Below are 26,834 nucleotides of genomic sequence, written 5' to 3'. Positions count from 1 at the left end.
AGACGCCGGCGATCAGCCCAGCTCGCGTTTGAGGATCTTGCCGGAGGCGTTGCGGGGGAACGAGTCCACCACGACGACCGATCGCGGGACCTTGAAGTTCGCGAGGTTCGCCCGGCAGAACGCGACGACGGAGTCGACGTCGAGCTCGGTTCCCGGGCGCAGCGTGAGGAACGCTCTGCCGACCTCACCGAGCCGTTCGTCGGGGACGCCGATCACGGCGGCCTCGGTGACCTCCGGGATCCGGGCGAGGGTCTGCTCGATCTCCGCGGGGTACACGTTGAACCCGCCGCAGATGTACATGTCCTTGAGTCGGTCGGTGATCCGCAGGTTCCCGGCGTCGTCGACGGTCCCGATGTCGCCCGTGTGCAGCCAGCCGTCGGGGTCGATGGTCTCGGCGGTCGCCGTCGGGTCGTCGAGGTAACCCCGCATCACCATCGCGCCGCGGGCGAGCACCTCACCTGCCTCCGACAGCGCGATCTCCATCCCCGCGAACGCCCGACCGCACGTGGTGGCGACGGTGACGTCGTCGTCGTCGGGGGTGCACGTCGACACGAACCCGCTGCACTCGGTGAGCCCGTAGGCCGTGATCACGGTGTCCACGCCGAGGTCACGCTGGATCCGTTCGACGAGCACCACCGGGACGATCGACGCGCCGGTCACCACCAGGCGCAGCGACGACAGGTCCCGACCGGCGCGGCCGGGATCGTCGAGGATCGTCTGGAAGACGGTCGGCGCGCCCGGGAAGACGGTCAGCCGGTACCGCTCGACCATGTCCATCGCGGCGGTCGTGTCGTAGACGGCGAGCGGGTACATCGTGGTCCCGGACAGCAGGCACGGCAGGATCCCGGCCTTGTAGCCGAAGGTGTGGAAATACGGGTTGACCATCAGATAGCGATCGGTGGGCGAGAGGCGCCCGTTGGCACCCCACGCCCGTGAGCCGGCGAGAGTCTGCCGGTGCTCGGCCATCACGCCCTTGCTGCGGCCCGTCGTCCCCGAGGTGAACAGGATGTCCGAGAGGTCGTCCGGCGCGACTGCCTCGGCGCGACGATCGGCCTCGGCCCGGCCGTCCTCCGTCCCCGACGCCGCGAGGTCGTCCCAGTCGACGGCGTCGTCACGCACCTCGTCGTGGGGGTCGAGTCGGATCCGCACCGCGACCGGCCGTCGCGGCAACCGGCTCCACCCGTCGAGGGCGACGAGGTCGGCGAGGCGGTCGGTGCCGAGGAACTCACCCGAGACGACGAGCACCCGGGCGTCGACGCGCTCGAGCACGTCGAGCACCTCGGGTGCGGTGTAGCGGGTGTTCAGCGGGACCAGGACCGCTCCCACCCAGTGGGTGGCCAGTGCCGCGATCGGCCACTGCACGCAGTTGGGGGCCCAGATGGCGACGCGGTCGCCGACACCGACGCCGTGGGCGACCAGCGCCGCGGCCGTCGTCCGCACGGCGTCGAGCAGGGCGGACCAGGTCAGTTCGACCGGCGTCGCCCACTGGTCGTCGACGATCGCCACCCCGTCGGGCCAGCGCGTCGCGGCGCGGCGGAGGGCGGCCGGCGTGGTGTGGACCGTCTCCACTTCCGCGGTCTCCGTGGTCACCGGACACTCCTCCCGATCGGGCAAAACCTAGCAAACGCTTGGTAGGTTATCCTAGGCCGCATGACCGTCATCGATCTCGCCGATCGTGCCGTCGACCTCGGCCGCGCGGAGGTCTCCGACGACGATTTCGCGCTGTCGGTCCGGTCGTGGCTGGAGTCGAACCTGACCGGTGAGTTCGCCCATCTCCGCGGCCGCGGGGGGCCGGGCAGTGAACACGAGTTCTTCGCCGAGCGACTCGCATGGGACCGTCACCTCGCAGCGTCGGGGTGGACGTGCCTGGGCTGGCCGACGGAGTACGGCGGTCGCAACGCGACCATCGCACAGCGCATCGCGTTCCACACCGAATACGCGCGCGCCCAGGCGCCGGCGCGGGTGAACCACCTCGGCGAGGAACTGCTCGGGCCGACGTTGATCGCGTTCGGGACCGACGCCCAGCGCGCGCGCTTCCTCCCGGGTATCGCCGACGTCACCGAACTGTGGTCGCAGGGCTACTCCGAGCCCGGTGCCGGCTCGGATCTCGCGAACGTCGCGACCACCGCACGTCTCGAGGACGGTCGGTGGGTCATCTCCGGCCAGAAGATCTGGACGTCGCTGGCGCACGTCGCGCAGTGGGCGTTCGTCCTGTGCCGGGTGGAGCGGGGGTCGGCCCGACACAAGGGCCTCGGCTTCCTCCTGGTCCCCCTCGACCAGCCCGGCGTGACCGTCCGCCCGATCCAGCAGCTCACCGGCACATCGGAGTTCAACGAGGTCTTCTTCGACGACGCCGTCACCGACGGCGACCTCATCGTCGGCGAACCCGGCGACGGGTGGCGGGTCGCGATGGGGCTCCTGGAGTTCGAGCGCGGGGTCTCGACCCTGGGGCAGCAGGTCGGATTCGCGCGCGAACTCGAGCGCGTCGTCGCGATGGCCCGTGCGAACGGCACGGCGACCGACCCGCGCATCCGGGAACGGATCGTCCGTGCGCGGATCGGGTTGCGCGCCATGCGCGCCCACGCCCGTCGCACCCTGGCCGAGGTCGACACCGGCGGCGCCGGTGGGCAGGCATCGGTGTCGAAATTGTTGTGGGCCAACTGGCATCGCGATCTCGGTGAGCTCGCGATGGCCGTGCAGGGTGCGCCGGGACTGGTCGCCCCGGAGGCCACGACCGAGGACGCACCCAACGACATCACCGCTCCCGACCGCGTCGAGCTGGGGGAGTGGCAACGACTGTTCCTGTTCTCTCGCGCCGACACGATCTACGGCGGGTCGAACGAGGTGCAGCGCACCATCATCGCCGAGCGCGTGCTCGGCCTGCCGAGAGAGGCCCGCCCGTGAGCGACCCGCGCCCCCTGTCGACCCCGCCCGAGGAGATCCCCGGACACGGCCTGCTGACGGGCAAGAAGGTGGTCGTCACCGCGGCCGCCGGCACCGGGATCGGTTTCGCGACGGCCCGTCGGGCCCTGCTCGAGGGTGCCGACGTCGTCGTCAGCGACTACCACGAGCGGCGCCTGGGCGAGACCGCAGAGAAGCTGGCCGCCGAGTTCGGCGGGCAGCAGGTCGAGGCGGTCACCTGCGACGTGTCCAGCACGGCGCAGGTCGACGCGCTGATCGACTCCGCCGCAGCGGCTCTCGGCCGCATCGACGTCGTCGTCAACAACGCCGGGCTCGGCGGTGAGACCCCGGTCGTCGAGATGACCGACGAGCAGTGGGACCGCGTCCTCGACATCACGCTCACCAGCACCTTCCGGTCCACGCGTGCGACCCTGCGGTACTTCGCCGGTGTCGACCACGGCGGGGTGATCGTCAACAACGCGTCGGTCCTCGGCTGGCGTGCCCAGCACGGGCAGGCGCACTATGCCGCGGCGAAGGCCGGGGTGATGGCCCTGACGCGCTGCTCGGCGATCGAGGCCGTCGAGCACGGCGTCCGCATCAACGCCGTGGCGCCCTCGATCGCCCGACATCCGTTCCTGGCCAAGGTCACCAGCGACGAACTCCTCGACGACCTCGCCTCGCGCGAGGCATACGGCCGCGCCGCCGAGGTGTGGGAGATCGCGGCGACCATCGCCATGCTCGCCGGCGACTACACCACCTATCTCACGGGAGAGACCGTCTCCATCTCGAGCCAGCGCGCCTGAGCATCACTCCAGGCGCAGACGGACAAGGAATCCAGTCATGACACAACCCCAGGCATACATCGTCGACGCGGTGCGGACCCCCGTCGGCAAGCGCAACGGGTCGCTGGCGAAGGTCAACCCGATCGACCTCGGCGCCCATGTCATCAACGCGGTCCTGGAGCGCACAGGGATCGACCCGAACGCCGTCGACGACGTCGTGTTCGGGTGCGTCGACACGATCGGCCCGCAGGCGGGCAACGTGGCGCGGTCGGCGTGGCTCGCGGCCGGCCGGCCGCTCGCGGTCCCCGGCACCACCGTCGACCGTCAGTGCGGATCGTCGCAGCAGGCGATCCATTTCGCGGCGCAGGCGGTGATGAGCGGGACCCAGGACGTGGTGCTCGCCGGTGGTCTGCAGAACATGAGCGCCATCCCGATCTCCGCCGCCATGATCGCCGGCGCGCAGTACGGGTTCGACAACCCGTTCCACGACTCGGTCGGGTGGCGGGAACGGTTCGGCGACGCCGAGATCTCGCAGTTCCACGGCGCGGACATGATGGCGCGCAGGTGGGACATCAACCGCGAGGATATGGAACGGTGGGCTCTGCAGAGTCACGAACGTGCCCGCGCCGCCATCGCCGACGGTCGCTTCGACGCCGAGACGGTGCCGCTGGGCGACTGCGTCGTCGACGAGTGCCCGCGCGAGACGTCGTTGGAGAAGATGGCCGGTCTGCCCGTCCTCGCCGAGGGGTCGTCGCTGACCGCGGCGGTCGCCTCGCAGATCTGCGACGGGTCGTCGGCCACGCTCGTGGTGTCGGAGGCGGCACTGAAGGAGCACGGGCTCACCCCGCGGGCGCGCATCCACCACATGAGTGTGCGCGGTGACGACCCGATCATGATGCTGTCCGCGCCCATACCCGCGACGAAGCACGCGCTGGAGAAGACGGGTCTGAGCATCGACGACATCGACGTCGTCGAGATCAACGAGGCGTTCGCGCCGGTCGTGCTCGCGTGGCTGAAGGAGACGGGTGCGGATCCGTCGCGGGTCAACCCGAACGGTGGCGGCATCGCGCTGGGGCACCCACTGGGTGCGACCGGGGCGAAGCTGTTCGCGACGCTGCTCAACGAACTCGAGCGTCGTGGTGGTCGCTACGGCCTGCAGACGATGTGCGAGGGCGGCGGCACCGCCAACGTCACCATCATCGAACGCCTCGGCTGAGGCCCCGCGCGATTCCGCGTGGCACCGAGCGACTCCCCCCCCGTCGGTTGGGCGTTACCGGACGTCGGTTGGGCGGTTCCGGACGTCCGTTGGGCAGTAGGAACCGTTCGTTGGGCAGTAGGAACCGCTTGTTGGGCAGTTGGAGCACGCCGAGTGTCCCAGCCGCCCAACGAACGGCTCCGGCCGCCCAACGAACGGTCGCAAGTGCCCAACCGACGTCGGTAACCGCCCAACCGACGTCGGCAACCGCCCAGTGGACGTCGGTAACCGCCCAACCGACGTCGGTAACCGCCCAGTCGACGGGTCAGTGGGCGAGGGTCTGGGCGATCGCCACGACGACGAGACCCAGCGACAGGCAGACGAAGGACACGCCCGACACCGCCTTGAAGAACATGTTCTGCTGGATCTCGGCGCGGAACGCCAGCGGCGCGAACAGGACGGGGTTCACCAGTCCGCCGATCGCGACGAGCACCAGCGACCAGTCGGGTGAGTCGTCCGCGACGGCCCCGACGGCGACCATCAGCACGCCCATGATCACCCAGTCGAGGTGCAGTTGGAGCACGCGGCGGGGGTGGCGGATGCCGATGGCGGCGAGCGCGTCGGGCTTCTCGACCATCAGCGTCACCGCGAATCCCGACACCGCGCCCACAGCCGCCGACCACAACCCGATGAGCACGAGGATGTCCGCCACGAGGCCCGAGCCTAGAGCCCCCTGGCGCGGTGGGTGTGACGTGGCGCATACTGTCAAAGCGACACATCGAAGATTTTGTTTCATTGCACGGTCGAAGGAGATCGCCCCATGACCGAACCGGCCACCCGCCCACACGCCGACTCCGCCGCCCCACGGTCCGACGCGACCGACCGGAGTGGCACGGTCGCGTCGATCCGCCCGCGCTCGGCCACCGGCATGTCGCTGAAGGAGATCCTCGACACCCAGCGCGCGGCGTTCCTCCGCGACGGGATCCCTGACGCGCGGACCCGCATCGACCGCATCAACCGGTTGTCGTCGCTGCTGCTCGACAACGCCGACGAGATCGCTGAGGCGCTGAGCGCCGACTTCGGTTCGCGTCCCCGAGAGCTGTCGATCGCCGCCGACGTCGCCGGCTGCATGATCGACCTCGCCGATCAACGTCGTCACGTGCGCAGGTGGATGGCGACGGACAAGGTCGCGAAACCCGCGGCGCTGATGGGCTTCTCGCAGCGGATCCGCCACGATCCGCTCGGTGTCGTCGGCATCATCGGACCGTGGAACTTCCCGTTGCAGCTCACCGTCGTCCCCGCCGGCGCGGCGTTCGCCGCCGGGAACCGCGTCATGATGCGCCCGTCGTCGGCCACCGCGCGGACCACCGCGGTGCTCGCAGCGCACGCGCCCGACTACTTCTCGGTCGAGGAACTCGCTGTCCTCACCCCCGAGCACGGCGGTGGGTCGGACTTCGCGAAGCTGCAGGTCGACCACATGTTCTTCACCGGCTCTCCCGAGGTGGGCCGGTCGGTCGCCGCGGAGGCGGGTAAGAACCTCGTCCCGGTCACGCTCGAACTCGGGGGCAAGAACCCCGTGGTGGTCGACGTCGACGCCGACATCCCCGCCGCCGCCGAGCGCATCGCCGACGCCAAGTTGGTCAACTCCGGCCAGGTCTGCCTCTGTCCCGACTACGCGTTCGTCCCCGCGTCACGGGTCGACGAGTTCGTCGACACCGTGGTCGCACGGTGGCGCACCGCCAACCCGACGATCGCCGACAACGAGCAGTACACGTCGACGATCAACGAGAAGAACTACACGCGCATCGTCGATCTCATCGACGACGCGGTCGCCCGTGGTGCGCAGAAGCGTCAGGTCGTCCCGCCGGGTGAGTCGCTGCCCGACAGCGTGACCCGCAAGATCCCGCCGACTGTCCTCACGAACGTCCGCCCGGGCAGCGACATCGAGGGCGACGAGGTGTTCGGGCCGGTGCTGACGGTCTACCCGTACCGGGACCTGTCGGAGGCGATCGAGTACATCACCGCCCATCCGCATCCGCTGACGATGTACTGGTACGGCCCGGACAACGACCGGTACGAGCAGTTGCAGGCGTCGACGCGGTCGGGGTCGGTGAACGGCAACGACTTCGCGCTCAACCTGCTCAGCGGCGCCATGCCGTTCGGCGGTGTCGGGACCAGCGGGATGGGCAGCTATCACGGACATTTCGGGTTCGCGACGTTCTCCCATGCTCGCGCGGTCACGCATTCGCGGATGCCGATCAGCTTCGGCCGCATGATGTCCGCGCCGTTCACGGCGTCGGATCGCCGCACCACCAACGTCCAGCTGGCGATGTGGAAGACCATCACCAAGCGGGCGACCGCGAAGAACAAGCGCCGCTGACCCGCAGGAGACGCCGGCGTCGGCCTATCCTGGCCGGATGTCCGACGGCATCCGCAGCTTCGACGACCGCCGACGGGCCGAGTCCTTCGGATCCGCGGCCGCCGCCTACGACAGGTGGCGGCCGCGGTATCCCGAGGCCCTGATCGATGCCCTCGACGTCGGCCCCGGTTCGCGGGTGCTGGACGTCGGGGCGGGAACGGGGATCGCGTCCACGCAGCTGGCCGCGACAGGGGCCGAGGTGCTCGCCGTCGAACCCGACGAGCAGATGGCGGAGATCGCGCGGTCGACGGGCCTCGCCGTCGAGGTCGCACCGTTCGAACGATGGGACCCCGCGGGCCGCACGTTCGACGTCGTGACCTTCGCACAGTCGTTCCACTGGGTCGATCCGGTCCCGTCGCTGGCGACGATCGCCGACATCCTCACGCCGCGTGGTCGACTCGGGCTGTTGTGGAACCGCATTCGTCCCGTCGAGCCGTCGCTGGAGGAGCTCGATGCGGTCCACGCCGAGCTGCGTGGTCCGGACACGGCGGCGGTCGTCGGTGGGACCTCGCAGGACCAGCTACTCGAGATGTTGTCGCAGAGCGGCTTCGACGTCGAGGAGCGTCGCGCCCCGGTCGAGATGCGCTACGACGCAGAGTCCTACGTCGAGATGCTGTTCACCTACTCCCGGCAGCTGATCCTCGACGCCGACACGCGTGCACGGCTCCGAGCACGCCTGACGGCGATCATCGGGAGCGCGGGTGTGACCGCGGTCAACGACGCGATCGCCCTGATCTGCACGCGCAGGATGTGAGACGACTCGCGGCCACCCAAGCGCTTGCTAGGGTGACAGACGTGCCGTCCAACGCCCCGACCCGCTCGACGCGGCGTGAGGAACTGTTGACGCTCGCCGGCCGGATGTTCGCCGAGCAGGGGCTGCGTACGACCACGGTCCGCGACATCGCCGACGCCGCGGGGATCCTGTCCGGGAGTCTGTACCACCACTTCGACTCCAAGGAGTCGATGGTCGACGAGATCCTGCGGGGCTTCCTCGATCGCCTCTTCGCGCGCTACCACGACATCGTCGACGCCGGTCGCCCTGCGGACGTGACGTTGACCGAACTCGTCGTCGCGTCGTTCGAGACCATCGACCGCGACCACAACGCCGTCGCGATCTACCAGGACGAGGCGAAACGCCTGTCGGTGCAGGATCGGTTCGCCTACATCGGCGAGCGCAACCGCGAGTTCCGTGGTCTGTGGGAGACGGTGCTGCGCACCGGCGTCGAGGACGGCACGTTCCGCGCCGACCTCGACATCGAACTCGTCTACCGGTTCCTCCGCGACACCGTGTGGGTGGCGGTGCGGTGGTACCGCCCGGGCGGATCGCTCGACGCCCACCGTGTCGCCGAGGAGTACCTCGGTGTCGTCCTGAGGGGTCTCACACCCCGCTGACTGTCGGGGTCAGTACGACTTCAGCGGGTGGATCGCGACATTGTCGATCGCCTCACCCTGGGTGGCGAACGCGTCGGCCACATGCGGGGCAGCCATGTGCGCGTCGAGTGCCTCCTGGCTCTCCCACTTCTCGACGGTGATGAAAGTGCCCGGGGTGCTGGCGGATTCGTACACCTCGTAGGCGATGCACCCGGCGTCCCCGCGGGATGCCTCGGCGAGCTTCTTCAGCGCGGCACCGAGGCCGTCGGCGGTGCCCTCCTTGGCCGAGATCGTCGCCACCACGTGCAAGTCCGCCATCGGATCCTCCGTCGCATCCGGTCCGGCGTTGTCGCCGGACGCTGGGTCCAAACCTACCCGCGGGCGGTGCCGAGGAGTATGCATTCCACCGCCTCGACGATGGAGTCGGCGAGCGGCCCCGCGTCGGTCTCGGTGATCTCGCCGTCCGAGCGCAGCCCGATCACCGACTCCACCAGCCGGAACGGCAGTCCACAGCGCGGGTCGTCGACGTCGGCCCCGAGCACCTCCGCAGCGAGATCGCGGTAGAGGTCGCGCAGGGCGAGCCGGTCGGCGCGGAACGCGTCGAAGGCGGCCGTGCGGATCTCCGGCAGCAGGTACAACACACCGAGATTCCATCGGGACGTGAGGAGTTGGGTCACGTCGAATCGGATGATCTCGACGAGGCGCTGAACCGCCGGTCGCAACGGATCCTGCGATCGCGCGACGTCGAGTGTCGGCACCACCGTCTGCCGGAGCAGCGCGATGAGGATGTCCTCCTTGGTGGAGAAGTGGTGGTAGAGCGACGCCTGCCGCAGACCCACCGCCTCGGCGATCGCGCGCGTCGAGGTGCCCGCATAGCCCTGCTCGGTGAACAGTTCGCCGGCGGCGTCGAGGATCTCGTCCTGCGGTGTGCCGCCGACACGACGACGCGGCATCAGTCGGGGACGTCCCCTGGCCGGCGTCTGTGGGGAGTTCATCGCCGCTCACGCTACCCAGCGCACGACGCCCGGTGCGCGGTGATCGGTCGTCGACCGTCGTGAGCACTCGTTGACACAGCGTTCACAGAGCGGAAACCCGTCGGGACCACGCTCTCACTACCTTTTCGATCACTCGACAGAAAACCGCCCCGAGGACGCGGCGGAGTCCGATCCCCCGTGTTCGTCAGGAGAGTCCCATGACCGCAGTCGACAGCCCCGCGGGTCCCCCGCACGGCGCGCCGCCCCCGCGCTCACCTCAGCCCGTCTCGTCCCACGCCGATGCCGACGCGCTGGCCGAGCTGGGATACACCCAGCAGCTCCACCGGGGGATCGGCGCGTACGCCGCCTTCGCCGCCGGGTTCTCGTTCGTGTCGATCCTGACGACGGTGTTCGCGCTGTTCGCCCTGGGATTCGGTCTCGGTGGCCCGGCGTTCTTCTTCACCTGGCCGATCGTGTTCGTCTGCCAGTTCTGCGTCTGCCTCGTGTTCGCCGAGCTGTCGGGCAAGTTCCCGGTCGCGGGGGCGGTCTACCAGTGGTCACGCCGCCTGGCCGGTGAGACCGTCGGCTGGTTCGCGGGATGGTTCATGCTCGTCGGCTACATCGTCTCGGTGGCCGCTCTGGCCATCGCGATGCAGAGCGTCCTGCCCTCCATCTGGTCCGGTTTCCAGCTCGTGGGCTCCGACACCGGTCTCGCGACCGTGTCGGGGGCGACCAACGCGATCATCCTGGGCACCATCACGATCGCGCTGTGCACGCTGATCAGCGCGATCGGTGTCTCCTTCATGGGCAAGGTGACCGTGATCGGCGTCAGCATCGAGATCGTCGGCGTGGTCCTCCTCGTCGGGCTGATGTTCGCCCACGCCGAACGCACTCCCGTCGCCGCGGTCACCGACACCGGCGGTCACGGCTCCGGCCTCGGATACGTCCCGGCGTTCCTCGCCTCGATGCTCATGGCCGCCTACGTCATGTACGGATTCGACTCCGCTGCAGAGCTGTCGGAGGAGACCACCGATCCCCGACGAACCGCGCCGAAGGCGATCATCACCGCGCTGCTGGTCTCGGCGGTCGGCGGCGGGTTGATGATCCTGGCGACCCTGATGGCTGCGCCGTCGCTCGGTGCGCCCGAGCTCTCCGCCGACGGCATCGCCTACGTCATCACCAGCCAGCTCGACACGTGGATGGGTCGCACGCTGCTGACGATCGTCGCGATCGCCATCTTCTCCGCCACCCTCGCCATCCAGGCGTCGGCATCGCGCGTCATGTTCTCGATGGCCCGTGACGGCCGACTCCCGTTCTCCGACTTCCTCGCCCGCGTGCACCCGCGCACCGGGACCCCGATCAACACCGGTGTGGTGGTCAGTGCGCTCGCCATCGTGGTGCTGCTGGTGAACCTCGGTCAGGCAGGTGTGTTCGCGGCCATCACCAGTGTGTCCGTCGTCATCGTCTACATCGCCTACCTGATGGTGACGGTGCCTGCTCTGGTGCACCGGATGCGTGGTCGCAGTCTGGCGTTCGGGCCAGGGGTGTTCGATCTCGGTCGCTGGGGGATCCTCGTCAACGCCATCGCCGTGGTCATGGGTGCGGCATTGATGGTGAACATCGCGTGGCCTCGTCAGGAGGTCTACGACCCCGACGGCACGTCGTGGTTCCTGCACTACTTCGCGATCATCTTCACCGCGGGCACGCTGGTGGTCGGCGCGCTGGCACACCTCCGGGTCCGGCGCACCGCCCCGACGGCGACGGCGGTGACCCGATGAGCATCACCCACGACGAACAGACCGCCTCCACCGCCGGCGCGCGTGCCCATGCCCGCGCGCAGGCCGCGGCCGCCGACGGGCCGATGCCCGTGGTCCCCGCGTCGGACTGGCCGACCCCGCCCGAGGGCGTCGATGCAGCGCGTCTCACCTGGGCCGAGACCGTGCCGGGTGGGCGCTACACGGCGAAGGTCCTCGGCCGTGGGACGCGTCTACGCCTCACCGATCTCGACGGGACGGCCTGCGCGCACATCCTGCTGTGGCGCGCCGACGCCCCGTGGGAGCGACTGAGCGTCGCCGACACGGTGAAGGTCCCGTGGCAGGCGTATCTGGGTGCCGGCCACCCTCTCCTCAGTGACCAGGGCCGCGTGCTCGCCACCATCGCCGAGGACACCTCCGGACACCACGACGCGCTCTGCGGCACCAGCACCCTCGCGTCGACCACCGAACGCCACGGCGACGGCGCACCGCAGTCGGCGACGCCGGCCGGTCGGGAGCTGTTCGTGCTCGCCGCCGCCAAGCACGGCATGGGGCCCGCCGACGTCCCGCCGAGCCTGTCGTTCTTCCACGGTGTGCGGGTCGACGACACCGGGTCGCTCGTCGAGACCGGGTCCGCGGGACCGGGCACGCATGTCGACCTGGTGCTGCATCTGCCGTGTGTGGTGGCCGTCGTCGACACCGCGCATCCGCTCGACGACGCGCCGGTCGTGGGGCCGGTGGAGGTGCTGGCCTGGTCCGCACACGACGATCTCGCCGGACTGATCGCCGGCGCGTCCGATGCGGACCCCGAATACGCACGTGCGGTGGCGAACTCGGAAGACGTGCACGCCGCCGCCCACCCCTGATCGACAGAGTCACGGAGACACCATGAACACCGCCATCGCATCCGACGTCCTCATCGACACCGAGATCGGCCCTCGCGCAGCGTGGTCCGGGATCGTGCCCGCCGGGGCGACCCTGGAACTGATCGACCTGCACGGCAACCAGGCCGTCGACACGCTGTTCTACGGCGCCCACGACCACGGCGTCCGCTACTCGGCCCAGGCGACCATCGCCGCACAGCGGTCGATCTTCCTCACCACGGGAACGGTCATCCGCGACCAGGAGTCGCGGCCGCTGATGACGATCGTCGCCGACGAGGTCGGCAACCACGACACCCTCGGGGGTGCCTGCTCGCAGGAGTCGAACACGCTGCGGTACGGCCACCACACGAAGCACCAGCACGCGTGCGTGGAGAACTTCCTCGCCGAGGGCGCACGACACGGGCTGGGCAAGGCCGACATCGTCGGCAACGTCAACTTCTTCATGAACGTGCCCGTCGACCCCGACGGCACACTCGGGATCGTCGACGGTCTGTCGGCGCCGGGGAAGTCGGTGACGCTGCGGGCCGAGGTCGACACCCTGGTGCTGATCTCGAACTGCCCGCAGATCAACAACCCCTGCAACGGTTTCGACCCCACCGCGGTACGCGTCGTGGTGCGCGGGGCGACGTCATGACCGTCGAGGTGCTGCGCGCCGGCCCCATGACGACCATCCAGGACTGGCCGGGTCGCGTCGGGTACTGGAGCGTGGGTGTGCCGCCGTCGGGTCCGATGGACGACCTGTCGTTCCGGCTCGCCAACGTGGCGGTCGGCAACCCGGAGGGTGCACCCGCCCTGGAGGCCACCCTTCTCGGTCCGCGCCTGCGCTTCGCCGCGCCGACGGTGGTCGCGATCACCGGTGCCCCGGTCGCGGTGAGCGTGACGACGGCCGGCGGTGGCGATCGCGCTGTGGCGCAGGGGGTACCGCTGTCGGTGGAGGCCGGCGACGTCGTCGACGTCGGGCCGGTCGGTGCCCTCGGGATGCGGGTGTACGTCGCGATCCGTGGTGGGCTCCTCGCGCAGGAGTACCTCGGCAGCACGGCGACGTTCGGCCTCGGGCGGTTCGGCGGCCTCGACGGACGTGCGCTGGCCGACGGCGACGACCTCGCCCTGAGGGCATCGGTCACCACCGAGCCACGCAGGCTGCAGCTCGACGAGTACCCGGCCATCGGGAACTCCTGGCAACTCGCGGTGACGATGGGCCCGCACGGCGCGCCGGAGTTCTTCACCGACGACGACATCGCCACCGTCCTCGGCACCGACTACGAGGTGCACTTCAACTCCGATCGCACCGGCGTGCGGCTCGTCGGACCGAAACCCACCTGGGCGCGCGACGACGGGGGAGAGGCCGGACTGCACCCGTCGAACATCCACGACACGGCCTATTCGGTGGGCGCACTGGACTTCACGGGCGACACCCCGATCCTGCTCGGGCCCGACGGCCCCAGCCTCGGCGGCTTCGTCTGCCCGGTCACCGTCACCACCGCCGATCGGTGGAAGCTCGGTCAGCTCAAGCCCGGCGACACCGTGCGCTTCGTGCCGGTCCGCGCCGACGACGCCGCCAGCCCGTCGGCTCTCGGCGCGGCCCGTCGCGCCCAGTTCACACCGGTCGTCTCCGCCGGATACGACACGGACAACGGCATCCTCGCGATCGATGCGACCGCCGACGGCGAGAGTTCGGTGACGTATCGCCGCAGCGGCGACGACAACATTCTCGTCGAGTACGGCGACATGTCTCTCGATCTGGAGCTGCGGGCACGCGTCCACGCCCTCGCCGCGCACATCGAGGACCATCGGCCTCGCGGCCTGGTCGACCTGACCCCGGGGATCCGGTCGCTGCAGGTCAAGGTCGACCCCACCGTGTGGTCTCCCACGCGCGTCCTGGAGTGGCTGCGTGAGGTCGAGGCGGCGCTCCCCGCGGCCGACGACCTCGTCGTGGACAGTCGTGAGGTTCACCTGCCGCTGTCGTGGGACGACCCCTCCACCCGAGAGGCCATCGAGCGCTACATGTTCGGTGTGCGGTCCGACGCCCCGTGGTGCCCGTGGAACATCGAGTTCATTCGGCGGATGAACGGACTCGACTCGGTCGACGAGGTGCACCGGATCGTCTTCGACGCCGAGTACCTCGTGCTCGGGCTGGGCGACGTGTATCTCGGTGCGCCGGTGGCCACCCCGATGGACCCGCGTCACCGCCTGGTCACCACGAAGTACAACCCGGCGCGGACGTGGACGCCGGAGAACGCCGTCGGGATCGGTGGCGCCTACCTGTGCGTCTACGGCATGGAGGGGCCGGGTGGATACCAGTTCGTGGGGCGGACGACCCAGGTGTGGAACCATCGACATCCGTTGCGGGCGGCCGGTTTCGATCCCGAGAACCCCTGGCTGCTCCGTCATTTCGACCGGATCCACTGGTACCCCGTCAGTGCCGACGAACTCCTCGACCTCCGCGCCGACGTCGCGGCCGGACGCGGCGACGTGACCATCGAGGCCGGCTCGTTCGCGCTGTCGGAGCACCGTGCCTATCTGGCGCGCAACGCCACCGACATCGCTGCCGTACGTGGGCGCATGGAGGAGGCGCGGGCGGAGGAGCGTCGGCGGTGGGCCGCGGACGGCGAGTTCGCGGTCGCGACGAAGGCCACCGCGTGACCGGGGTCCTCGACCGTTCGACGTCGGCGGTGGACGACCTCTTCGCCCGGCTGGAGGCGGTGGACCGGCCGGAGATCTTCCTGCACCTGCGGTCGCGCGAGGACGTCCGTCGCGATCACGCGGCCTCCCTCGCGGCCGGAGGGCCGCTGGCGGGTCTGATCCTGGTGGTGAAGAACAACGTCGACGTCGCCGGGTTCCCGACGACCGCCGCGTGCCCCGGTTTCGGCGTGGTGGCGCACGCGGATGCGCCGGTGGTGGCGGCGTTGCGTGCGGCCGGCGCGGTGCTCCTGGGGACGACGAACCTCGACCAGTTCGCCACCGGTCTGGTCGGGACACGCAGCCCCCACGGCGCGGTTCGCGACAGCCGTCGGCCCGAGTTCATCTCCGGAGGGTCGAGCTCCGGGTCCGCGGTGGCGGTCGCGCTGGGTGTCGCCGACATCGCGATCGGGACGGACACCGCCGGTTCGGGTCGTGTGCCCGCAGCGTTGCAGGGGATCGTCGGGATCAAACCCACCGTCGGGGTGGTGTCCACCGAGGGCGTCGTCCCCGCGTGTGCGAGCTACGACTGCGTGACCGTCTTCGCCCGCGACCTGGGCACCGCCGATGCGGCGATGGGGGTGATGGCCGGTGCGGCGGGGCCACGCCCGTTCCCGCTCGACGTGCGTCTCGCGGCTCCGCCGGTCCCGACGATCGCCGTCCCCGACACGCTGACCGCGATGAGCGAGACCTGGAGCGCCGCGTTCGCCGACGCGGTCGCGAGATGCCGCCGGCATGGGTGGGAGATCCGCGAGGTGCCGTTCGACGACTTCCTCGGCGCGGCCGCACTTCTCTACGACGGCGCCCTCGTCGCCGAACGGTACGACGCGGTCGGGGAGTTCGTCGCCACCGCCGACGGCGCCGTCGAGCTCGACCCGACGGTCGCCGGGATCATCGGTGCGGCAGGCGAGATCCGCGCCGTCGAGCTCCTGGCCGACCGTCGGCGCGTCGACGAGTTGCGCCGACGCGCGATGCGCTCGATCGCGGGCTGCGACGCGCTGATGGTGCCGACGGCCCCGTTCCACCCGTCGCTCGCCGCTGTCGCCGACGAGCCTGTCGGGACCAACGCACGGATGGGCACCTACACCAACTTCTGCAACCTGTTCGATCTGTGTGGGATCGCGATCCCGGCCGGTGAGATCGACGAGGGAGTCGACGGCACAGCACAGTTCGGCGTCACCGTGCTCGCCCCCGCGTACCACGACGCCGTCGTGGTCGACCTCGCCCGACGGTTCCGGGAGGAACCCACCGATCGGCCGTCGTGGCCGGAATCGGTGGCGAGCGTCGTCGAGCTGATCGTGGTCGGTGCGCACCTGCGAGGTCAGCCGCTCGAGCATCAGCTCACGTCGCGGGGTGCACGGTGGTCCGGCGAGGTGCGGACCGCCCCGGGCTATCGACTGGTGGAGTTGGCGACGCAGCCGGCCAAGCCGGGGCTGGTGGCCGACAGCACCACGACGCGATCCGTGCGCGGGGAGCGGTGGACGCTGTCGCCCGCGGCCCTGGGGTCGTTCCTGGCCGACCTGCCGCAGCCGATGTCGCTGGGCGCCATCACCCTCGACGACGGGACGTCGGCCATCGGATTCTCGTGTGCGCACGACGCGCTGGACTCCGCGCGGCCCCTCGACGTGGACCACTGGCTCGACCGCTGACCCACCCTCGCCGAGGGTGCCGAAACCACGCGCCCAACGTGCGGAAACCACTCGCCGAGTGGGCCGACAACCGCCGCCGAGCGTGTGGTCAGCGCATCCGGTGGGCGATGACCGCGCGCGGGGTGCCCTCGACGGTGACCGGTCCAGGCCCGATGGCGTCGGCGAGATCCCGGCGGAGTCGCGCCTTCTGGTCGGGGTCGAGCACGAGGAACCGTGAGTAGGTGAACATCGCGTCGAGCCACTCGTCGACGTCGACCACGGTGGTCGTCGGGAACTCCTCGACGTGCACGTCGAATCCGGCGTCGGTGAAGAGCCCGACGGTGCGGTCGTCGGTGGGGCGTCGGCGGGGCGTGTCGTCGCGTCGCACGTACTTCTCGACCACCGACTTCACCGGCTCGTGCGCGAACAGCGACCAGCTCGCCTCGTGGGTGAGCAGTGCGACGTGCCCGCCGGGAACGACGATCCGCACCAGCTTCTCGATGGCGGACTGCGGATCGACCCAGTGCCACGAGCGCGCGAAGGTGACGAGGTCGAAGACCCGCCCTCGTGGAGCCCACTCCTCGAACGTGCCGGGCTCGACGACGACGTGTTTGCGGCGGGCGATCGTCGCCATGTGCACGTCGGGTTCGACGGCGAGGACCGAGCAGCCGCGGTCGAGCAGGGCGCGCGCGGCCTTGCCCGTCCCGGCACCGACGTCGAGCACTCGGTGTCCCAGCCGGGCGACGACGTCCATCATCTCCGGTGGGAAGTCGGGTCGGTGCTCGTCGTACGACTCCGCCTCCGATCCGAAGCTGAGCGCGAGCGCCCGGTCACCGTGTAGCGGGGTGTCGGTCATGGCACCGTCCTCTCGTGTCCTCTGCCCGGTCGACGTCACTTGTGCCCACTCGGCGGGCAGTTTGTGCCCGCTCGGCGGGTCGTTTGTGCCCGCTCGGGGGGTGGTTTCGGCACGCTCGGCGGTCATGACGGGCGGGCGTCGATCCAGTAGGTGATCGCGGTGACGGTGAGGCCGTCCGGGCCGATCGCGATCGCCAACCGTTCGCGCAACTCGTCTGCGGCAGCGGCGTCCATGACGATGTGGTTCGAGAAGGTGAACGCCGTGTCCAACCAGTCGTCGGTGCGCAGGTGCAGTTCGGTGTTCGCGGTGTGGTCGGTGAACGTCCATCCGGCAGTGGTCAGTCGATCCCCGATCGACGGGGTGGCGGAGGGTCCGACGACACCGGACATGCCCGACTCCGCGTACGCGGAGTCGATCCGCTCGGTAACCGGGCCGCTGGGTGCGGTCACGTGCCAGAGCAGGACGAGATGTCCATCGGGGGTGAGGATCTCACGCAGGGTCGGCAGGACCGTGTCGACGTCGACCCAGTGCCAGGAGTTCCCGAACGCGATCAGCGAGAACTGTCGGCCTGCGGGCAGCCAGGTCTCGGCGGTCGCCTCCTCGACGGTGATCCCCTTGGCGCGGGCGACCGCAGCCATCTCCGGGTCCGGCTCGACGGCGAGCACGTCGAGACCGCGGTGCACCAGGGGCTCGGCGAGCATGCCGGTCCCGGCGCCCACGTCGAGCACGCGACCCCCGGCGGCCAGTGCGGCGATCTCGTCCACGACGGCCGCGGGGTAGCGAGGTCGGTATCGGTCGTAGGCGGCGGCGACGGAGCCGAAGGAACCCGCTCGGTCCCGCTGGGCGTGCAGGGGCGCTGCGCCCCGAGACTGTCGGCCGGTCACCCGGCCGATGGTACGACCGCTTCCTGCAGATGCCGCACGAGCGCGGACAGATCGGACGAATCCGGCTCGTAGTGCGGGAAATAACAGCACATCTCGGACGCGAACCCGCCGAAACGGTCGACGATCTCGTCGGCGCACTCGCGGGGTGTGCCGACGATCGCGAAGCGTCGGACGTCGTCCTCGGTGACCAGCGCCCGCATCTCGGCGTACCGGCCCTGCTTGGACAGGGCGTTCAGTTCCGGCTGCAGCTCGCCGCGACCCTCGGCGTCGAGAACAGGCCGGTAGGCCGGTGTGGAGGCGTAGAAGGCGATGAGCATCGCGACGGCGTCGATCGCCGTGCGGATGGAGGCGTCATCGGAGCCGACGGCGACCATCGCCTGTCCGACGACGGTGAAGACACCATCGTGGGCGCGCTGCGCCAACCCCCGGTCGACGGCGGGCAGTGTGCGCTCCACGAGGTGCCGACGGCTGTGGAACGGCATCACCAGTAGACCGTCGGCGACCTCGGCCGCGGTCCGTGTCATCACCGGGCCGAGCGCGCCCATCAGGATCGGGGGTCGACCGAACCCGGTCGCCGGTGGCACGAAGTTCGGCGGCATCAGGGTGTGCGTGGTGAACTCACCCCGGAAGTCCAAGGGGGCGCCGGACTCCCACGTGTCGAAGATCGCCCCGATCGCGCGGACGGTCTCGCCGAGACGTGCGGCGGGCCGACCCCACGTGGCTCCGTACCGCTTCTCGATGTGCGGTCGGATCTGCGACCCGAGGCCGAGTCGGAAGCGACCACCGCTGTAGGCCTGCAGATCCCACGCCTGGTGTGCGAGGTGCAGCGGACTGCGCGGACCGGCGATGGCGACGTTGGTCATCAGGTCGAGCCCGCGCGTCTCGTCGACGGCGGTCGCACGCACGAGCGGTGCGAAGACGTCGTGCGGACCCTCGAAGGTGAAGACGCCGTCGACCCCGAGGCGGGTCAGGGCGGTCACGTCGTCGACGACTGCGCCGGGATCGCCGGTCAGTTGCAGGTGGACGCGCATCGTCCTGCTCGCCGAGTTCAGCCGAGCGTGCCGAGGTGGCGGATACGCTCGCGCGCCCCGGCGACGATCGACTGGACCAGATCCCCGCAGCTGGGAAGGTCGTCGATCATCCCGACGACCTGGCCCGACGCGAGGACGCCCGCGTCGGTGTTCCCCTCCACCAGGCCGGCTTTCAGCAGCATCGGAGTGTTGCCCGCCATGATGATCTGCTGCCACGTGCGGTCCCCGGAGCGCCGCATCGATCGTCCGTCGCGGAGCATCGTCGTCCACCTCATGCCGGTCATCTGCTTGAACTCGTTGGCGTTCCTGGCCGCCGCGGCGAGCGCGGCCACGGGGTTCCCGCCCTCCAGCTTCGTCACGAGCGACGTCCGCAGGACCCGGTGGGGCATGCCGTCGACCTTGGTGGACACGACCGTGTCGGTGAGGCTGCGCTCCAGGTACTCCTGCTTCACCGAGTCCGGGACGGTGGAGTCCGACGTCAGCAGGAAACGCGTGCCCATCGCGACCCCGTCGGCGCCGTAGGCCAGGGCAGCGGCCAGTCCGCGGCCGTCGAAGAACCCGCCCGCGGCGACGACGGGGATGCTCGGCCGGCCGTCCTCGCCGGCGAGCGCGTCGAGCACGGACGGCAGGAGCAGGGTGGTCGCGACCGGGCCGGTGTGACCGCCGCCCTCCCCGCCCTGCACGATCACGGCGTCGGCGCCCCAGGAGGCGACCTTCACCGCGTGCTTCGCGGCGCCGATCGACGGGATCACGACGACGCCGTTGTCCTTCAACTTTCCGATGAGGTCCTTCTTCGGCGCCAGCGCGAAGGACGCGACCCGCACCCCCTCGCGGATGAGCAAATCGATGCGATCCTCGGCGTCGGTGGCGTCGGCGCGGATGTTGACGCCGAACGGCTTGTCGGTCAACGACTTCGTGCGCGCGACCGCCTTCTCCAGCTCCTCGAACGTCATCGTCGCCGACGCGAGGATCCCGAGGCCGCCGGCGTTCGACGTGGCCGAGGTCAGCGACGCACCGGACACCCAGCCCATCCCGGTCTGCACGACGGGGTAGTCGACACCGACGAGTTCGCTGAAGCGGGTCCGCATCGGCGCCTGACGGGTCACCGCGCCGCTCCTGCGTCTGCCGGCTTGACCTCTTTGTCCCGCAGGTTCGTCGGATCGAGCGTGTCGCGGATGAGCGACAGCTCCTCGTCGGTCGGGGTACGCGTCTCGCCGGCGTCGTCGAGTCCGTCGACCTCGAACCCGGTGTTCTCGACGACCTCGTCGGCGGTGACGCCGGGATGCAAGGACAGCGCGCGGAACGCGTGGTCCGGGCCGCCGAAGTCGAACACTCCGAGATTGGTGACCACCCGGTGGATGTGGTGGAAGCGACAGGCCGGGTTGTGCGGATCCAGCTGGTCGTACCCGACGCCGGAGATGATGTCGACGGTCTCGGTGAAGACCCGCGACGAGTGCCGGGCCACCCAGTAGCTGGTGGGGTGGTTGATGGTGTTGCCGGGAGCGCCACGGACACCGAACATCTGGCGCGTCGGGTGCTGCAGCGGCCCGAACGCCGAGAGGTTCTGGTTCCCGTACCGGTCGATCTGGTTGGCGCCCATCACCACATGGCGGCGGCCCGACGCGACCACGTCGAACACCTTGCGGAACGGCATCCACCCCTCGATGGGTGCCGACTTCCCGACCGCGGGGGTGTCGGCGAAGATCAGCGCCTCACCGTCGGTGATGAGCAGGTCGGGTTCTGTGGTGAGTCGGGCGAGTCGGGCTCCGATCAGCGGGGTCGTCGCCATGGGTGACGCCATGATCTCGCCGGCGCCGGTGAAGATCTCGGCGCAGGCGATCACGCAGATCTCGGCGCGGGTCACGTCGCTCATGCGGGTGCTCCCTCCTTCTGTGCGGTCGCCTTCTGAGCAGTCGCCTTCTGCGCGGCGCGCTCACGCGTCCACTCGACCACCCGTTCCTGGTAGGTCTCCTCGTCGACGGACAGGAAGTGGTCGCGGAACTCCGCCCACGACTCGGGATCGGCTGCGGCCTGGGCGTAGTGGCGCTGGAACGCCTCGTCGCGGCGGTAGTCGCCGGCGAAGGTGAAGTGCGCGCCGTTGGGCGCGTGGATCACACGGTCGACGTTCATGCGGTTGAGCAGCAGTCGTTGCATTTCGACGGAGTCGACGAGTTCCGCGGTGTCGACGACACGGTCGGCCTCGACGAACCGTCGACGTGCGGCGCCGCAGAACAGGTCGTCGAAGTACGGGTCGACGCCGGTGTAGGCGGCGTTGCCGTGGACGTCGGCGATGTCGAGATGCACCAGCGCCACGTCGAGATCGAGTGCGGGCATGGCGACCAGGGTCTCGGTGCGGCCGTCGGCGTCGGGGTAGGGGGAGTCGACGGTGCGCAGCTCGTTGCCCCAGAACTCCCGGACCGCGGAGCCGAGACCGGCGCGGATGGGCAGGAACGGCAGGCGCGCGGCGGCGGCCTCGAGACCGCACTTCACCATCCCCTCGTCCATCTCCCGGACCTCGATGGACCCGCTGGTACGCGCGGCGGCGAACCACGGGTCGTAGAACGGCGGCGAGTCGAGCGAGACGAACCCGTAGTAGGCCTTGCGGACCTTCCCGGCGGCACAGAGCAGTCCGAGGTCGGGACCGCCGTAGGTGACGACGGTGAGGTCGGTGACCGCCGACCGGGCGAGCGCGCGGACGAGCGCCATCGGCTTGCGCCGCGACCCCCACCCTCCGATGCCGATGGTCATGCCGTCACGGATCTCGGCGACGGCCTCGTCGAGGGTCGACGTCTTGTCGGTCTGGGCGCGCCGGGTGCCGTTCTGCGTGGTGCTGCTCATCGGCCACCTGCCTTGCTGGTGCCCGCGAAGGCGTCCCGGTGCTCGTCGGCGACGCCGGCGAGGTTCAACTCGAAGGTGTATCCCTGCTCGAGGCGATAGCTGGTCTTGACGTCGACGGGGTCGATGCCGTTGATCGCCTCCTTGGCGGCGCGGATCACGCGGGTGTCCTTCGCGGCGATCATCCGGGCGACGTCGAGGGCCGCGTCGAGCAGTTCCTCGCGGGAGACGACGCGGTAGACCGACCCGAAGTGGTGCAGTTGCTGCGCGGTCACGTTCTGCGCCGTGAAGTACAGGGTCCGCATCATGTGCTGGGGGACCAGTCGGGCGAGATGCGTTGCCGCGCCGAGAGCGCCGCGGTCGACCTCGGGGAGTCCGAACACGGCGTCGTCGGAGGCGACGATCACGTCGGCGTTGCCGACGAGACCGATCCCGCCGCCCACGCAGAACCCGTTGACCGCGACGATCACCGGCACCTTGCAGTCGTAGACGGCGCCGAACGCGTGTGCGCAGCCGCGGTTGGCGCCGATGAGGGCGTCGAAGCCGTCGGTGTTCTGCATCTCCTTGATGTCGACGCCGGCGTTGAACCCGCGGCCCTCGGCGCGCAGGACCACCACCGAGGTGGCGGGGTCGGCGCCGGCGGCCAGGATCGCGTCGCCGAGGTCGAACCACGCCGCCGACGGCAGCGCGTTGACCGGGGGGAAGTCGACGGTGACGGTCACGATCCCCGGCTCGATCGTCGATGTGGTGATGGGCACGGGCGTCCCTCTCGCTATGGTTACCAACCAAACACTTGCTTGGTAGCGTAGCAGGCAGCCGGAACCCGGAAGGGGGCACGATGGCCGATCTGGGCCTGTCGGACAGGGTGGTGCTGGTCACCGGAGGCGCGCGCGGGGTCGGCGCCGGGATCTGCACCGTGCTCGCCGATCTCGGTGCGATCCCGATCGCGTGCGCCCGTCGTCCCCCCGACGACGAGGGGACGTTGCCGACGGGGGTCGAGTTCGTGTCCTGTGACATCCGCGACGCGGACGCGGTCGAGGCGATGGTCACCGGCGTGGCCGACCGCCACGGTCGGCTCGACGGACTCGTCAACAACGCGGGCGGATCACCGTTCACCCTCGCATCCGCCGCGTCGCCGGGGTTCCACCGCAAGATCGTGGAGCTCAATCTCCTCGCGCCGCTGCTGGTCTCACAGGTCGCGCGTCCGCTGTTGGCCGAGTCCGACGGCGGCAGCATCGTCAACGTCTCCAGCGTCAGCGGGCACCGGCCGTCGCCGGGAACGGCCGGATACGGCGCCGCCAAGGCGGGCCTCGACAACCTCACCGGGACGCTCGCGGTCGAGTGGGCGCCGACGGTCCGCGTCAACAGCGTGGTCGGCGGACCCGTCGAGACCGAGCTGTCGGAGATGCACTACGGCGACGCCGAGGGTGTCGCCGCGGTGGGACGCACCATCCCGATGGGGCGGATGGCACGCCCGACCGACATCGGCCACGCGGTGGCCTTCCTGCTCTCCCCGCTGGCCGCCTACATCACCGGCGCGGCCCTCACCGTCCACGGGGGCGGCGAGAAGCCGGCGTTCCTCGACGCCGGCACCACAGACAACCGATTGGAGACGAAGACACCGTGAGCGGCATCAACGAGGGACGGGTCGTCGTGGTCACCGGCGCCGGTCGTGGCATCGGCCGTGAGCACGCGCTCGCGTTCGCGGCGTCGGGCGCGAAGGTCGTCGTCAACGACATCGGCGCGGGACTCGACGGCAGCGCGACAGGCGAGTCGCCGGGCGAACAGGTCGTCGCGGAGATCGTCGACGCCGGCGGCGAGGCCGTCGTCAACGGCGCCGACGTCGCCGACTGGGAGGGCGCGAAGAGCCTCGTCACGACCGCGGTCGACACCTTCGGCGGCCTCGACGTCCTGGTGAACAACGCCGGGTTCCTGCGCGACAGGATGTTGGTGTCGATGAGCGAGTCCGACTGGGACGACGTGGTCCGTGTCCATCTCAAGGGACACTTCGCGACGTTGCGCCACGCGGCCGAGTACTGGCGTGCCGAGTCGAAGGCGGGTCGGCAACGACAGGCCCGTGTGGTCAACACCTCGTCGGGTGCAGGTCTGTACGGGTCGGTGGGACAGGGGAACTACTCCGCGGCGAAGGCCGCGATCGCCGAGCTCACGATCCAGGCCGCGGCGGAGATGAAGGGCTACGGCATCACCGTGAACGCCATCGCCCCGTCTGCGCGCACCCGCATGACGACCAGCGCCGGCGACGCGATGGCGGCACAGATGGCCGCACCCGACGACGGCTCGTTCGACGCGATGGATCCCGCGAACGTCTCCCCGCTGGTGGTGTGGCTGGGGTCGCCGGGTTCCGGCGACGTCACCGGCCGTGTCTTCGAGGTGGAGGGCGGCAAGGTCTCGGTCTCCGACGGCTGGCAGCGCAGCGCGCAGCGGGACAAGGGCGCGCGGTGGGATCCGGCCGAACTCGGCCCCGTCGTCGCCGAGATCCTGGCCGAGGCGCCCACGCCGTTCCCGGTGTACGGCGCGCGTTGACGGTCCGTCGGCGATGATGGTGCGGTGACCGCCACCGCCGAGACCGTCGCCGCCGCCCGCGCCTACATCGAGGCCCTCGCGAGCCACGACGTCTCCGCCGTGCGCCTCGCCGAGGGGTGTCGCCGGGTGGAGAACGGGGTGCCGACGGGATCGAGTGGGCCCGCGATCATCCGGGATCTGGACCGCGGACGGAAGTATCGCGTGATACGTCGGGTGGAGATCACGAGCATCGGCATCGAGGGGGTCTCCGTCGACGCGGAGTTCCTCGTCCACGTCGTGTTCGGACTCTCCGCACGGGTCCGGGAGCGCTTCGACGCCGACGAGTCCGGTGCGATCGACCGCATCACCGCCCGCATCGGACTGCCTCGACGGCGCTGAGCGTCGCCGGGGCGATCGACGGCTCCGGCAGGCGATCTCAGCCGAACAGTGCGACCGTGTGGACCTTCTCGCGATAGTCGGCGAGACCCTCCGACTGGGCGGCGTGCAGGTGTGCCGGAAGCGGTGCGTCGGTCTCCGTGGGGATCACCGTCTTCTCGAGTGTGTCCATCAGCGGGGTACGGGGTCGCGAGCCGTGTGCCAGGTTGTCGATCTCCATCCGGCCGTGTGCGGTCGACAGGTCGTAGTGCTCGTACTCGATCTCCTGATGCCGGTCGATCTCGATGGTGTCGGGGCGCCAGTGCGCGTACATCGCGACCTTCTCGGTCTGCGTGCGGACGGCGGTGACGTGCGCGGGGGCGTCGTGCTGGAACGCCACCGCGCCCTCCTCGATGGCGTGCTCGTCGGTGACATGGGCGATCCACGGCCGTCCCGGCGCATCCGGGTCGGCGAGGATCGAGGCGATGTCGCCGCGGCCCGCGATGTGCGCCCACTGCGGATCCCGACGCCAGCGGGAGCCGCCGGACGCGACGGTCAGCAGGTAGGGGGCGAGGTCGACGCTCGACACCAACTGCGAGCGCTGCGCCGGTGTCGTCTGACCGGGTGCAGCGATGTACAGCGGGACGCGGATCGCCTCGTCGTAGGCGCCACCGCCCTTGCCGTGCAGACCGTGGGAGCCCGCGTAGTCACCGTGGTCGGCGGTGAAGACGACGATGGTGTTCGCCGCGACCTCCGGGGCGCTCTCGAGCTCGTCGAGGACGCGACCGATCTGTCGGTCCACCTGCTGCTGCAGCCAGAGGTACAGGTCGAGGAGGCCGGCGAACGCCCGGTCGCCTGCGGCGCCGAGGGTGGGCGGGACGCCGAACGCGATCTCCGCCACCTCGCGGAGTGCGGACTGCAGACGCGGCTTGTTCGCCGAGAGTGCCTGCGGGGTCTCGTAGTTGGGGGCGGCGTGTGCGAACACGCGGGGGATCTTCTCCTGCAGTTCGAGCAGCCGGGTCCACCGCGGCCACCACTGGACGTCGTGCGGGTTCACCAGGGACACGGTGGTGAACCACGGGCCGGCCGCGGACGACGAGGAGAACCAGGCCCGGAACTGGTCGACGATCCCGGGGTCGGAGTGCAGGCCCTGGTTCGGTGCGCCGTTCGGGGACGGGTAGGTGCCGCCGTCGAACCCGTAGGGCTCGAGGCCGCCCACCGTCGTGTCCGGGGTGTGCCCGAGATGCCACTTCCCGTACCACGAGCTCCGATACCCGTTGGCGCGCATCATCGTCCCCCACGTGGGGAACCGCGGTGACAGGGTCGACTGGTTGGTGAGCATGCACCCGGTCTGATGCGGGTAGAGCCCCGTCAGCAGCGCACCGCGCGACGGTGTGCACATGTTCGCCGCGGTGTAGTACTCCGTGAACTCGGTGGCGCGACGACGGATCCGCGCGATGTTCGGCAGCAGTGTGTCCATCCGGGCCTGATCGGGGAACCACTGATGTGCGCGCATCTCGTCGACCATGATGACCAGCACGTTCGGGTGGCGGGGGTCGAGGTCGGCCCGGGGTCGGGCCTCCGCGACCGGCGCCTGCGCCCATGTCGTGCCGGCAGCGGCAGCGGCGCCGACGGTGCCGCTTGCGAGAAAACCTCGACGAGTCATCCGGACCATGACTGAATGATTCAACAAATCGTTCAGCGGCGCAAGCGGGAGACGCGTCGGCGCCGCTCGCTAGTGTC

26 protein-coding genes are annotated in these 26,834 nt (G+C 70.1%); 14 read left to right on the top strand and 12 right to left on the bottom strand.

Annotated features, from left to right (window positions below; all coding sequences use genetic code 11):
• Positions 1-12: 12 nt before the first annotated feature.
• Complete coding sequence (locus tag ACXVUM_RS04570; RefSeq protein ID WP_458522779.1) at positions 13-1,569, bottom strand: FadD3 family acyl-CoA ligase; 1,557 nt, start codon at positions 1,567-1,569, stop codon at positions 13-15.
• Between the two features lie 81 nt (positions 1,570-1,650).
• On the opposite strand from ACXVUM_RS04570, the gene ACXVUM_RS04565 reads away from it, so the two are divergent.
• Genes ACXVUM_RS04565 through ACXVUM_RS04555 form a run of 3 tightly spaced genes read left to right on the top strand, consistent with a single transcriptional unit; the run spans position 1,651 to position 4,899 of the window.
• On the top strand, positions 1,651-2,904 hold the full coding sequence (locus ACXVUM_RS04565; protein ID WP_458520657.1) for an acyl-CoA dehydrogenase family protein: 1,254 nt from the start codon (positions 1,651-1,653) through the stop codon (positions 2,902-2,904).
• Positions 2,901-3,704: an SDR family oxidoreductase gene (locus tag ACXVUM_RS04560; RefSeq protein ID WP_458520656.1), complete on the top strand. Its 804-nt coding sequence runs from the start codon at positions 2,901-2,903 to the stop codon at positions 3,702-3,704. Before ACXVUM_RS04565 ends, ACXVUM_RS04560 begins: the two co-directional genes overlap by 4 nt.
• A gap of 37 nt (positions 3,705-3,741) precedes the next feature.
• Positions 3,742-4,899, top strand: a complete 1,158-nt coding sequence (locus ACXVUM_RS04555; RefSeq protein ID WP_458520655.1) for an acetyl-CoA C-acetyltransferase — start codon at positions 3,742-3,744, stop codon at positions 4,897-4,899.
• Positions 4,900-5,203: 304 nt separating this feature from the next.
• Here the strand turns inward: ACXVUM_RS04555 and ACXVUM_RS04550 are convergent, their stop codons facing one another.
• Positions 5,204-5,590, bottom strand: a complete 387-nt coding sequence (locus tag ACXVUM_RS04550; RefSeq protein ID WP_458520654.1) for a hypothetical protein — start codon at positions 5,588-5,590, stop codon at positions 5,204-5,206.
• A gap of 108 nt (positions 5,591-5,698) precedes the next feature.
• Between ACXVUM_RS04550 and ACXVUM_RS04545 the strand changes: the two genes are divergently transcribed.
• Genes ACXVUM_RS04545 through ACXVUM_RS04535 form a run of 3 tightly spaced genes read left to right on the top strand, consistent with a single transcriptional unit; the run spans position 5,699 to position 8,689 of the window.
• Entirely contained in the window at positions 5,699-7,258 is a 1,560-nt protein-coding gene (locus ACXVUM_RS04545; RefSeq protein ID WP_458520653.1) for an aldehyde dehydrogenase family protein, read from the top strand.
• A 37-nt stretch (positions 7,259-7,295) separates the two neighbouring features.
• Positions 7,296-8,051: a class I SAM-dependent methyltransferase gene (locus ACXVUM_RS04540; RefSeq protein ID WP_458520652.1), complete on the top strand. Its 756-nt coding sequence runs from the start codon at positions 7,296-7,298 to the stop codon at positions 8,049-8,051.
• A gap of 41 nt (positions 8,052-8,092) precedes the next feature.
• Positions 8,093-8,689 (top strand): TetR/AcrR family transcriptional regulator, encoded by a 597-nt coding sequence (locus tag ACXVUM_RS04535; protein WP_458520651.1) that lies wholly within the window; start codon positions 8,093-8,095, stop codon positions 8,687-8,689.
• 9 nt (positions 8,690-8,698) lie between these two features.
• Here ACXVUM_RS04535 and ACXVUM_RS04530 read toward each other — a convergent pair whose 3' ends face one another.
• Entirely contained in the window at positions 8,699-8,986 is a 288-nt protein-coding gene (locus ACXVUM_RS04530; RefSeq protein ID WP_458520650.1) for a putative quinol monooxygenase, read from the bottom strand.
• 53 nt (positions 8,987-9,039) lie between these two features.
• Complete coding sequence (locus tag ACXVUM_RS04525; protein WP_458520649.1) at positions 9,040-9,663, bottom strand: TetR/AcrR family transcriptional regulator; 624 nt, start codon at positions 9,661-9,663, stop codon at positions 9,040-9,042.
• Between the two features lie 197 nt (positions 9,664-9,860).
• On the opposite strand from ACXVUM_RS04525, the gene ACXVUM_RS04520 reads away from it, so the two are divergent.
• The 5 genes from ACXVUM_RS04520 to atzF are packed head-to-tail and all read left to right on the top strand — an operon-like array spanning position 9,861 to position 16,608.
• The gene (locus ACXVUM_RS04520) at positions 9,861-11,420 is read left to right on the top strand and encodes an amino acid permease (RefSeq protein ID WP_458520648.1); all 1,560 of its coding nucleotides are present in this window, start codon (positions 9,861-9,863) and stop codon (positions 11,418-11,420) included.
• Entirely contained in the window at positions 11,417-12,262 is an 846-nt protein-coding gene (locus tag ACXVUM_RS04515) for an urea amidolyase associated protein UAAP1 (RefSeq protein WP_458520647.1), read from the top strand. The genes ACXVUM_RS04520 and ACXVUM_RS04515 overlap by 4 nt, the downstream gene beginning before the upstream one ends.
• 22 nt (positions 12,263-12,284) lie before the next feature.
• On the top strand, positions 12,285-12,914 hold the full coding sequence (locus ACXVUM_RS04510; RefSeq protein ID WP_458520646.1) for an urea amidolyase associated protein UAAP2: 630 nt from the start codon (positions 12,285-12,287) through the stop codon (positions 12,912-12,914).
• A complete protein-coding gene (locus tag ACXVUM_RS04505; RefSeq protein ID WP_458520645.1) occupies positions 12,911-14,923 on the top strand; it encodes a 5-oxoprolinase/urea amidolyase family protein in 2,013 nt (670 codons plus the stop codon). The genes ACXVUM_RS04510 and ACXVUM_RS04505 overlap by 4 nt, the downstream gene beginning before the upstream one ends.
• Complete coding sequence (gene atzF, locus ACXVUM_RS04500; protein ID WP_458520644.1) at positions 14,920-16,608, top strand: allophanate hydrolase; 1,689 nt, start codon at positions 14,920-14,922, stop codon at positions 16,606-16,608. The genes ACXVUM_RS04505 and atzF overlap by 4 nt, the downstream gene beginning before the upstream one ends.
• A gap of 88 nt (positions 16,609-16,696) precedes the next feature.
• On the opposite strand, the gene ACXVUM_RS04495 is transcribed toward atzF, so the two are convergent.
• The 7 genes from ACXVUM_RS04495 to echA20 all read right to left on the bottom strand — a co-directional run bounded on the left by ACXVUM_RS04495 (position 16,697) and on the right by echA20 (position 22,951).
• Positions 16,697-17,443 (bottom strand): class I SAM-dependent methyltransferase, encoded by a 747-nt coding sequence (locus ACXVUM_RS04495; RefSeq protein ID WP_458520643.1) that lies wholly within the window; start codon positions 17,441-17,443, stop codon positions 16,697-16,699.
• A 122-nt stretch (positions 17,444-17,565) separates the two neighbouring features.
• On the bottom strand, positions 17,566-18,327 hold the full coding sequence (locus ACXVUM_RS04490) for a class I SAM-dependent methyltransferase (RefSeq protein WP_458520642.1): 762 nt from the start codon (positions 18,325-18,327) through the stop codon (positions 17,566-17,568).
• On the bottom strand, positions 18,324-19,358 hold the full coding sequence (locus ACXVUM_RS04485) for a TIGR03617 family F420-dependent LLM class oxidoreductase (protein WP_458520641.1): 1,035 nt from the start codon (positions 19,356-19,358) through the stop codon (positions 18,324-18,326). The genes ACXVUM_RS04490 and ACXVUM_RS04485 overlap by 4 nt, the downstream gene beginning before the upstream one ends.
• A 17-nt stretch (positions 19,359-19,375) precedes the next feature.
• A complete protein-coding gene (locus tag ACXVUM_RS04480) occupies positions 19,376-20,446 on the bottom strand; it encodes an NAD(P)H-dependent flavin oxidoreductase (RefSeq protein ID WP_458522778.1) in 1,071 nt (356 codons plus the stop codon).
• 14 nt (positions 20,447-20,460) lie between these two features.
• On the bottom strand, positions 20,461-21,231 hold the full coding sequence (locus ACXVUM_RS04475) for a CoA-transferase subunit beta (RefSeq protein ID WP_458520640.1): 771 nt from the start codon (positions 21,229-21,231) through the stop codon (positions 20,461-20,463).
• Positions 21,228-22,196, bottom strand: a complete 969-nt coding sequence (locus ACXVUM_RS04470; protein WP_458520639.1) for a CoA transferase subunit A — start codon at positions 22,194-22,196, stop codon at positions 21,228-21,230. The genes ACXVUM_RS04475 and ACXVUM_RS04470 overlap by 4 nt, the downstream gene beginning before the upstream one ends.
• Entirely contained in the window at positions 22,193-22,951 is a 759-nt protein-coding gene (gene echA20 / locus ACXVUM_RS04465; protein WP_458520638.1) for a (7aS)-7a-methyl-1,5-dioxo-2,3,5,6,7,7a-hexahydro-1H-indene-carboxyl-CoA hydrolase, read from the bottom strand. Before echA20 ends, ACXVUM_RS04470 begins: the two co-directional genes overlap by 4 nt.
• A gap of 80 nt (positions 22,952-23,031) precedes the next feature.
• Between echA20 and ACXVUM_RS04460 the strand changes: the two genes are divergently transcribed.
• From ACXVUM_RS04460 to ACXVUM_RS04450, 3 genes are read left to right on the top strand one after another with little or no spacing between them, the layout of a single operon-like run.
• Positions 23,032-23,820 (top strand): SDR family oxidoreductase, encoded by a 789-nt coding sequence (locus ACXVUM_RS04460; protein ID WP_458520637.1) that lies wholly within the window; start codon positions 23,032-23,034, stop codon positions 23,818-23,820.
• Entirely contained in the window at positions 23,817-24,737 is a 921-nt protein-coding gene (locus ACXVUM_RS04455) for an SDR family oxidoreductase (RefSeq protein ID WP_458520636.1), read from the top strand. Before ACXVUM_RS04460 ends, ACXVUM_RS04455 begins: the two co-directional genes overlap by 4 nt.
• A gap of 24 nt (positions 24,738-24,761) precedes the next feature.
• Entirely contained in the window at positions 24,762-25,115 is a 354-nt protein-coding gene (locus ACXVUM_RS04450) for a hypothetical protein (protein WP_458520635.1), read from the top strand.
• 37 nt (positions 25,116-25,152) lie between these two features.
• On the opposite strand, the gene ACXVUM_RS04445 is transcribed toward ACXVUM_RS04450, so the two are convergent.
• The gene (locus tag ACXVUM_RS04445) at positions 25,153-26,766 is read right to left on the bottom strand and encodes a sulfatase-like hydrolase/transferase (protein ID WP_458520634.1); all 1,614 of its coding nucleotides are present in this window, start codon (positions 26,764-26,766) and stop codon (positions 25,153-25,155) included.
• Positions 26,767-26,834: the final 68 nt, after the last annotated feature.

It is taken from the genome of Williamsia sp. SKLECPSW1 (genome assembly GCF_054332755.1).
Note: the sequence above shows the minus strand (reverse complement) of the source record. Positions and strands in the feature narration are given on the sequence as shown.